The 7,442-nt window shown below is 62.4% G+C and carries 8 protein-coding genes and 2 pseudogenes; 3 read left to right on the forward strand and 7 right to left on the reverse strand.

All coding sequences use genetic code 11. The features are described 5' to 3' along the window. Window positions 1-212 precede the first annotated feature (212 nt). Window positions 213-407: pseudogene (locus AB1I47_RS32930) on the forward strand (IS110 family transposase); the annotation flags it as partial. A 285-nt stretch (window positions 408-692) separates the two neighbouring features. Continuing rightward, window positions 693-2,384: a site-specific integrase gene (locus AB1I47_RS32935; protein WP_354687844.1), complete on the forward strand. Its 1,692-nt coding sequence runs from the start codon at window positions 693-695 to the stop codon at window positions 2,382-2,384. Between the two features lie 90 nt (window positions 2,385-2,474). Here the strand turns inward: AB1I47_RS32935 and AB1I47_RS32940 are convergent, their stop codons facing one another. The 4 genes from AB1I47_RS32940 to AB1I47_RS32955 all read right to left on the reverse strand — a co-directional run bounded on the left by AB1I47_RS32940 (window position 2,475) and on the right by AB1I47_RS32955 (window position 4,764). Continuing rightward, the gene (locus AB1I47_RS32940) at window positions 2,475-3,260 is read right to left on the reverse strand and encodes a hypothetical protein (protein ID WP_354687845.1); all 786 of its coding nucleotides are present in this window, start codon (window positions 3,258-3,260) and stop codon (window positions 2,475-2,477) included. A gap of 299 nt (window positions 3,261-3,559) precedes the next feature. Continuing rightward, a complete protein-coding gene (locus AB1I47_RS32945) occupies window positions 3,560-3,928 on the reverse strand; it encodes a calcium-binding protein (RefSeq protein ID WP_354687846.1) in 369 nt (122 codons plus the stop codon). A 27-nt stretch (window positions 3,929-3,955) separates the two neighbouring features. Further along, window positions 3,956-4,456 (reverse strand): hypothetical protein, encoded by a 501-nt coding sequence (locus AB1I47_RS32950; RefSeq protein ID WP_354687847.1) that lies wholly within the window; start codon window positions 4,454-4,456, stop codon window positions 3,956-3,958. Window positions 4,457-4,473: 17 nt separating this feature from the next. Then, window positions 4,474-4,764 carry a transposase domain-containing protein gene (locus tag AB1I47_RS32955; protein WP_354687848.1) on the reverse strand — a complete coding sequence of 97 codons (291 nt, stop codon included), beginning with the start codon at window positions 4,762-4,764 and terminating at the stop codon, window positions 4,474-4,476. A 2-nt stretch (window positions 4,765-4,766) separates the two neighbouring features. Here AB1I47_RS32955 and AB1I47_RS32960 point away from each other — a divergent pair, with 2 nt between their 5' ends. Further along, window positions 4,767-5,588, forward strand: a complete 822-nt coding sequence (locus tag AB1I47_RS32960; protein ID WP_354687849.1) for a porin — start codon at window positions 4,767-4,769, stop codon at window positions 5,586-5,588. Window positions 5,589-5,698: 110 nt separating this feature from the next. Here the strand turns inward: AB1I47_RS32960 and AB1I47_RS32965 are convergent, their stop codons facing one another. The 3 genes and pseudogenes from AB1I47_RS32965 to AB1I47_RS33915 all read right to left on the reverse strand — a co-directional run bounded on the left by AB1I47_RS32965 (window position 5,699) and on the right by AB1I47_RS33915 (window position 7,360). Further along, the gene (locus tag AB1I47_RS32965) at window positions 5,699-6,553 is read right to left on the reverse strand and encodes an Nmad3 family putative nucleotide modification protein (RefSeq protein WP_354687850.1); all 855 of its coding nucleotides are present in this window, start codon (window positions 6,551-6,553) and stop codon (window positions 5,699-5,701) included. A gap of 75 nt (window positions 6,554-6,628) precedes the next feature. Further along, window positions 6,629-7,225 (reverse strand): annotated as a pseudogene (locus tag AB1I47_RS32970) (methyltransferase); the annotation flags it as partial. Between the two features lie 69 nt (window positions 7,226-7,294). Next, entirely contained in the window at window positions 7,295-7,360 is a 66-nt protein-coding gene (locus tag AB1I47_RS33915; protein WP_407935952.1) for a hypothetical protein, read from the reverse strand. Window positions 7,361-7,442: the final 82 nt, after the last annotated feature.

Below are 7,442 nucleotides of genomic sequence, written 5' to 3' on the forward strand. Positions count from 1 at the left end.
GACCAGTGCAGGCGTGCGGCATCTTGCAAGGGTTGGTCAATTGCGATTGCCCTGTTGAAAGTGCCACGAACAGTCAAACATCTGAGCAAGCCAGGGCCTAGCGAATGAAAGGGACTTCCCCGTCCCGAGGCTGCGGCGGAAGCCGCGAAGCGGCATCGAAGTGCCATGATGGAGTGTTGAACTTAATCAACAACCAACAAGAGGGGAAGTCCATGCCAATGGTCACCCGTCGGAATCGATCTTGCCAAGAATGTGTTTGCCGTCCACGGCGTGGATGAAGCCGGAAAGGGGGTGTTGATCAAGCCGCGCGTTTCCCGCGACCAACTGAGCGCGCTATCGCCCAGTTGCCGCCCTGCCTCATCGGCATGGAGGCCTGCTCGGGTGCGCATCATCCGCGCGTGGTCTTTCATCAGGGTCCGGGCCATTGGCCCAATATGACCGGTTGTAGTGCCGTCCTTCACCTTCTCACCTACACCAGCGAAGCAGCGCAGCACGTAGGAACATCAAACCAATGTTGAGCTTGCATCAACGGGGAAGCCCTTGTAGTGCAATATTTTCCGTTTTCTGAGGCGACCCCTAGCTAGGTAAACTAGGCCACTGGACGCCGTTCGGCGGCGCGTTCTTCGAGACTATTGCGATAACTTTTCTTATCGTAATGGCATCATCGATGCCCTAAACTGGTAGACATGAAAATGCTGCCAGCCACCCCCCAGACCAATCAGGCGCCTCCTGACTTCCCCGATGCGGCTTCGCTCGCCGCGCTATGCGCCTGGTACGAAGGGCTGTCAGCCCGCGAGGCGGTGGTGCGCTACTTGGGCGAGTGCAAGACCAGCGGCCAGTCCGCGCGCGGCATCCTTGGCCGCATCCGGCGTCAGTTGGCCGATTTCGCGCTGCATCGGCAGCGCCAGGACCTGGCCGCCTTGTTCGAACACAGCGCGGCCGACCGACCCGGGCGGGCTAAGGCAATCAGCCAAGCAGTAGACTTGCTGCGCCGCTTGCCCCCGCCGCAGCCGCAAGTCGGCGACAACATCGGCCAGTGGCTGCCGCCTCGTGCCGTGCAGGCGCTGCGCGCGCACGGCATCGAAACGCTGGCGGACCTGACGGTGCGCATTCCGCGCCGGCGTCGCTGGTGGGCGGCGGTGCCTGGCCTTGGCTCGGCGAGCGCCCGGCGGATCGAGGCCTTCTTCGCTGAGCACCCGCAACTTACCGAGCGCGCCCGAGCGCTGATCGCCGTGGCGGACCGTGGGGTGATCGTGCCATGGGAGCACCTGCGCCTGCCCCACGAAGTCGATGGCTCGTCGGGGACCTTCCGCGCACCACGGCAAACCTGCACCCTCGGCGCATCGAACGACTATGAGGCCGTACAGGCTTGGCTGGCGTTGCACGAGTCACCGGCCACCCAGCGCGCCTATCGCAAGGAAGCCGAGCGGCTGATCTTGTGGGCGATCGTCGAGCGCGAGCGTCCCCTGTCGTCGCTGACCACGGAGGACGCGATTGCCTATCGCACGTTCGTGCGTCGGCCGACGCCGCACAAGCGTTGGGTCGGGCCACCTCGACCACGCACCTCAAGCGAATGGCGCCCGTTTGCGCAGGGCCTGTCACCGCGTTCAACCGCCTATGCCCTGTCGGTGCTCGGGGCCATGTTCCGCTGGCTGATCCAGCAGCGGTACGTGATGGCGAACCCCTTTGCTGGCATCAAGGTGCGCGGCAGCGCGCGGGCCGCGCCATTGGATACGTCGCACGTGTTCACCGAGGGGGAGTGGATGCTGGTGCGCACGCTCGCCAACGGACTGGAGTGGTCCTACGGGTGGGAGGCGCCGGCGGCCCAGCGCCTGCGCTACGTGCTCGACTTCGCGTATGCGACCGGCCTGCGCGCCAGCGAACTCGTCAGCGCAACCCTTGGCGGCATCGAAATCGATGCCCATGGCGACCATTGGCTCAGCCTGGTCGGCAAGGGCGCCAAGCCGGGCAAGGTGGCGCTGCCGCCGTTGGCGCGCGCGGCGCTCGACCGGTATTTGGTCGAGCGCGGCCTGCCCGTCACCCGGGCACGCTGGGACCCGACTACCCCGTTGATCGGCGGCATTGGCCAGGATTCGGCCGGCGGCATCACCGGCACGCGACTGTGGGCGGTGTTGCGTCGATTCTTCACGCAAGCGGCGGATTTGATCCAGGCGGATCACCCTGCGGCCGCCGAGAAGTTGCGGCAGGCCAGTCCACACTGGATGCGGCATACGCATGCGACCCATGCGCTGGCGCGCGGCGCGGAATTGACGACGGTCCGGGACAATCTACGGCACGCGTCGATCTCGACCACCTCGATTTACCTGCACAGCGACGAGGTGAAACGGGCACGCCAAATCGGGGCGGCGTTCTCCGCTCCCTAACGACTTGTGTCTGAGCCAATTGGGGCGGTCAGCGAATCCTTGCTTATATCAAACTTAAGCGGTTATTTTCTTTCAATATAACTGCAAGACTTATGATAGCGGATTACCGCATCTTGGCATGACCCGTAACAGCCCCCCACGACCCACTGGGGCCCCAGTGCGGATTAACTTGCGGCCCAGTCCCAGCAAGGCGGCCATAGGCCCGTCGCCTGCCTGATCACCGCCGAATAGGCGCCGACCGAGCAATTGCGATGCATAGCGCCATTCCGGCTGAGTTGAATCCTCCGCAAACCGATGGATTCGGAACAGGCGGGCTAGGGCTACCAGCTCATCGCGGGAAAGCGGCTCGGTCGTGTGGCTCGCCCAAGCGGTCGCCACGTGCGTCTTGAAGACCGTGAGCGCATTGCGCTTGTCTTCGGGAATCTGAGCATTGACCGTGTCCCAGTCGCCCCCCTGGTCGAACATCCGACATGCGGCCTCAAGCGCGTCGAGCGAGCGCGGTGAGTCCTGCGCAACAGCAAGCAATGCGACGTTGGGCGTCGCAGTCAATCCATCCCCGCCAAGCTGAAAATACAGATCAACAACTTGTTTGAGCGCCTTCCCAAGCAGCGAATCCGCTGCCGTAGTTAGGGAAGGCTTAGTCTTGCACTGTACATAAATTGCGCCCCCACCTTCCAAACGTACAACTACATCGTCTAGAGCGTCGCCGGTTTCGCATTGCAGGCTCACAATTTTGAGAATTCTCGGTAGACCAAATTGGGCGCCAATCGGTATGTCTGCCAAAAGTTGCGCGGCAAACCATGCGGTGACTGCCGCTTGGAATGCCATGCCTGCTTCGGTTGCACGCCCGCCGGCGAATTTTTTGATGTCACTCATGTAGCAATCACAGCCGGTTAGTGTTCAATTCTTCCGATAGGAACCGGTAAGATGGCGTTCAAACTGCCAGTGTAGCCACACGTGGGTGCATGGCCTTAGCAATGCCAATCATCGCGTCGATCATATCTGAGTGCGGCCCGGGATTCGGAAAAAATCCACCACAGCTCTCGGCAACCCTCTAATTTTGCTGAAATCTTCGTATCCGTCAGCAGAACCCATGTTGACCTGGGAATACTGCTCCGGCAGTCATTAGCGTTGTGGGGGGCGGATGCTATGGCATCACGGCTGACGATCCGATGTCAGAACTGATAGCCACGGTCCCGCCAGTACTGCCAATCGGCAATGGCCTGCTGCGTCATCTCGTCGCTCGCCAGCGGCACGACTTGCGCTAGTGGTACAGCAAGCTTGCGCTTGTCCCATCGTATCCACACGAAGACTTCAAGCTCGCACACGTCCTCCGGCGCCATTGCGATCACCTGAACCCGGTCGCCGGGGCTGAGCGGCGAGGTTGGCGATCTCTTGCGAACCTCAGCTTCAAACGGGACGGTGAGTTGCTCCTCGAGGTAGTAATACCATGCCATCGACCGCTCCTCTGAACTGTAAGCGTCGACGACTATCTCCATCGTGATTCGGTGTTCACGATCTGGATCGGACTTCGGTCTAGGCATTCTTATCGTGCAAATGGCGAAGCAAACTCAGAGATCGACGACCTTGCGCAGTAGCGCGAAGGAGACACGCCAGTGACCTTCGTTCGGGTCGCACTGAATGGAGGCGGTCTTCTGGTTGACGCGCACGATGGTACCGATGCGTTCGCGCAGGTGCTGGTCGGTGAAGCTGACGGTATCGCCGACCAGGAAGTCCGCACGCTGCGCCCGGGGCGGTGGTGGCTGTGAAGCGTGCGGCGGTTGCTGCGCGGGGGTGGTGGGCTCGGCGAGCACGGCGGCGTAGGGCAGGATCCAGTGGCGGCCGCTGGTGGTGTCCTGGACCACAGCCTGGGTCTGTCGCAGCTCGAGGATGCGCCCCTGGCGCACCGGCTGGGTAAGGTCGTCGGCGACGTAGCCGACAGTCATGCCGATATGCAGGTGCCTGCGGACCTCGAGGATACGTTTGGGATCGTCGAGCATCCGCCCGATGGTCAGATACAGGCGGTACAGGTCGGCACTCGGGGCCAGGCGCAGGGCGTCAAGGATGTCCATGACGCGCAGTTTACCGGTTAGCGCGCCAGCGGCAGCAGTTCGTGAACCTGGCTGATCGGGTGAGCGGGCAGCCGCTGCAGCGTGTCCTTGAGCCAAGCATAGGGCTCGATGCCGTTCAGGCGGCAGGTGCCAAGCAGCGAATACATCGTGGCCGCGGCGCGCCCGCCGCGCGGCGAGCCCGCGAACAGCCAGCTCGCCCTTCCGAGGGCAATCGGGCGGATCGCGCGCTCGAGGTGGTTGTTATCGGGTTCCAGGATAGGGGTTCCTTTGATTTCTCCGCAATTTACCGGTGTAGCGCCCCCTAGCATTCATGCGGGTTTCCGGGCTATGCCCACCTGAAATCCCCATTAAATCAACAGGTTGCTGTCTACCCTCCTACGCCGGACTGGACGGTGCGCCGGGGCGGCTGACGCTGGGCCGGCAATACACCACGCTGGCGCTGGCGCAGGTCGAGTTCGACCCATTCGTGACCGGCCTCGCCGGCACCTCCGCCAACCTGATTTCCGCGGGCGGCCGCGGCGGCAGCAATCGCGCCGACAACGTAGTGAAGTACAACCTGCCCAATACCCTAGGCGGCGTGGACGGCGAAGTGTCCTACAGCTTTGGCGAAGTCGCGGGCAGCACCAGCACCAACAGCCAGATAGGCGCATCGCTGGGGTACACCGGTGGCGACTTCATGGGGCGCGTGGCCTATGCGGATGCAAAGGATGCCAACGGCCCCGGCAAGAACGCACGCGAATACTTCTTCGGCGCCAAGTACAACTTCGGCCTGGCTACCGGCTACTTCAAGTACGTCTTCAACCGCGGCGCCATCGTCCCCGGCACGCCCAACTACAAATCCGAAGACGTGCTGGTCGGCGCCATGATCCCCGCCGGCGCCGGACGCGTGATCCTGTCCTACATCCACAAAAACGACCGGACCGCGGCAAACAACGATGCGCAGCAGCTTGCGGTCGGCTACGTGCATCGCCTGTCGAAGCGCACCAGCCTCTACACCTCATACGCGCATATCTGGAACCGGGCGTCGAACACGGCATCGAGCGGCTTTTATCGGGTCTGGAATGCCAACGATGTCGGCAATGCCGCCGCCGGCAACAGCGCATTCAACCTAGGCATCAACCACATTTACTGACTACCACCCGGCGCCTCCCGTGCGCCGGCCTTCCCGCCCGATGCCTGCGCGAGCTCGCATCGGGCTTTTTTTATTTTTTCGTGTCAGCGACGCTCTGCACATGAGCAGATTCATGCGGCTTCCCCAACGAGGTTTGCCACCCACCGCTCCAGCTCTGCGTAGTCCTTGCCATCGATCACAAACTCTTGTCCTTTTGCCGCCGTCTTCAGCGTCACCCTATCGCCATCAAGCTCCCAACAGGCGGCGCCTGGGTGATATGTCAGCGGCGCCCTCCCCTTAGGTTCGAACCAGGATGGCAAGGACCAGACGCTACGCGTTCGTCCTGCCAGGGTAAGTTGCATCTGCGGGCGCAGGAATGGAAATCGACCTGCGCCGATACCCTCCACATAGAGGGAGCGCTTGCGTGCAACATAGAGGGTATTCCGGGGATCCGTGTATTTTTCCGGGGTGGCCACGTGAGGATGCGTCGCGATCCAGGGATGCCGCTTGAGCGAACCAGCCCGGTCAGTCATGACCGGCAACACTTCATCGATCTCCAGCCAACCGAACATGACATGGAGATCTGGCGCGCGCGGCACAAAACGCCACCGCCCAGAGAGCTTCTGCACCTGCCGATACCATCCAAAGAACAAAAAGACGTCGCCGGGCCCCACACCATTGTTGGACAAGTGACCTTGGGCGGAACCAGACTGTCCGAAGGCTGGTCGCCAGCCCGGGATGCTCCGCGTATGGCTGCCGCCCAAGTCCGGATCAAAATGGACAGTCGACTCGCCACAGTACTTCCCGCCGGACAGGTCCCTAAGCATGGCGTCCAGGTCGAGATCGTCGAACCCCACGTTGTTGATCAGGGTGCGATCGTGAGCGCTTGGAATCGGAAGCGGAATCAACCTGCCGTCCGGCAAGATCGGGCTGGCCATGCCGCCATACCCCTGGTCGAACCCCTTTCGCGAGAAGATAGCTTTCATTCGGATGCTGCAGACCTATGGTGGTTGTGGAACCTTAGTCTGCTTACCCATGGCCGTCGCGCCTGCTTGAAACGTCTACTTGGTGCCGATCACCATCGAATCCGGGCCGAGGAGCGGCTCGACGCGCACCTGGCTGAAGCCCGCTTCGCGCATCCAGCCGGTGCACTGCGCCCCGGTATAGTCGAAGCCGCCCTGCGTCTCGATCAGCATGTTCAGGCTCATCAGCAGGCCGAAGGCGTTGCGCCTCCGATCGTCGTCGATGATGGCGTCATAGACGATCAGGCAACCGCCCGGCTCCAGCGCCGCATAGCACTTCGCCAGCAACTCGCGCTTCTGCGTGAGGTCCCAGTCGTGAAGAATGTGTCCCATGACCAGGACGTCGGCCGTCGGGCAGGGATCACTGAAGAAATTGCCAGGATAGAACCGGAGGCGGTCCTGCAGCCCGTGCGACCTGACATATTCCTCGAACACGGGCCCAACCACCGGCAGGTCAAAGCCACCGCCCTGCAGATGCGGATGGGCGAGCGCGATTTGTACCGGCAAAGCGCCCTGCGCAGCGCCGATATCAATGAAGGTGCGATAGTCCTGCCACGGAAATCTCTGTGCCATTGCGCGCGCCGCGCCCACGCTGATGCCAGTCATCGCCTGCAGGAAGCCACGCAGCCCCTGCTCGTAGATTGCACACGCCGAAGCCCGGGCTGAAGGAGTGTCGCGCTAACAATCGGGCTTTTCACGAATGCCCTATTCGACCCGGTAAAACTCCTTACTCTGCCCCGCATTGACCGCCCGCTGCAGCCAGTCCGGCATCTCGCCGGTGCCGTCCCAGTACTGACCCGCGGCGTTGCGGTAGCAGACCACCGGCGGCGGCGCTGGTGGGGGGCGGCGGCGG

The sequence above is a fragment of the Cupriavidus necator genome (assembly GCF_040578825.1).
In the GTDB taxonomy this organism is placed as follows: Bacteria; Pseudomonadota; Gammaproteobacteria; order Burkholderiales; family Burkholderiaceae; genus Cupriavidus; species Cupriavidus necator_E.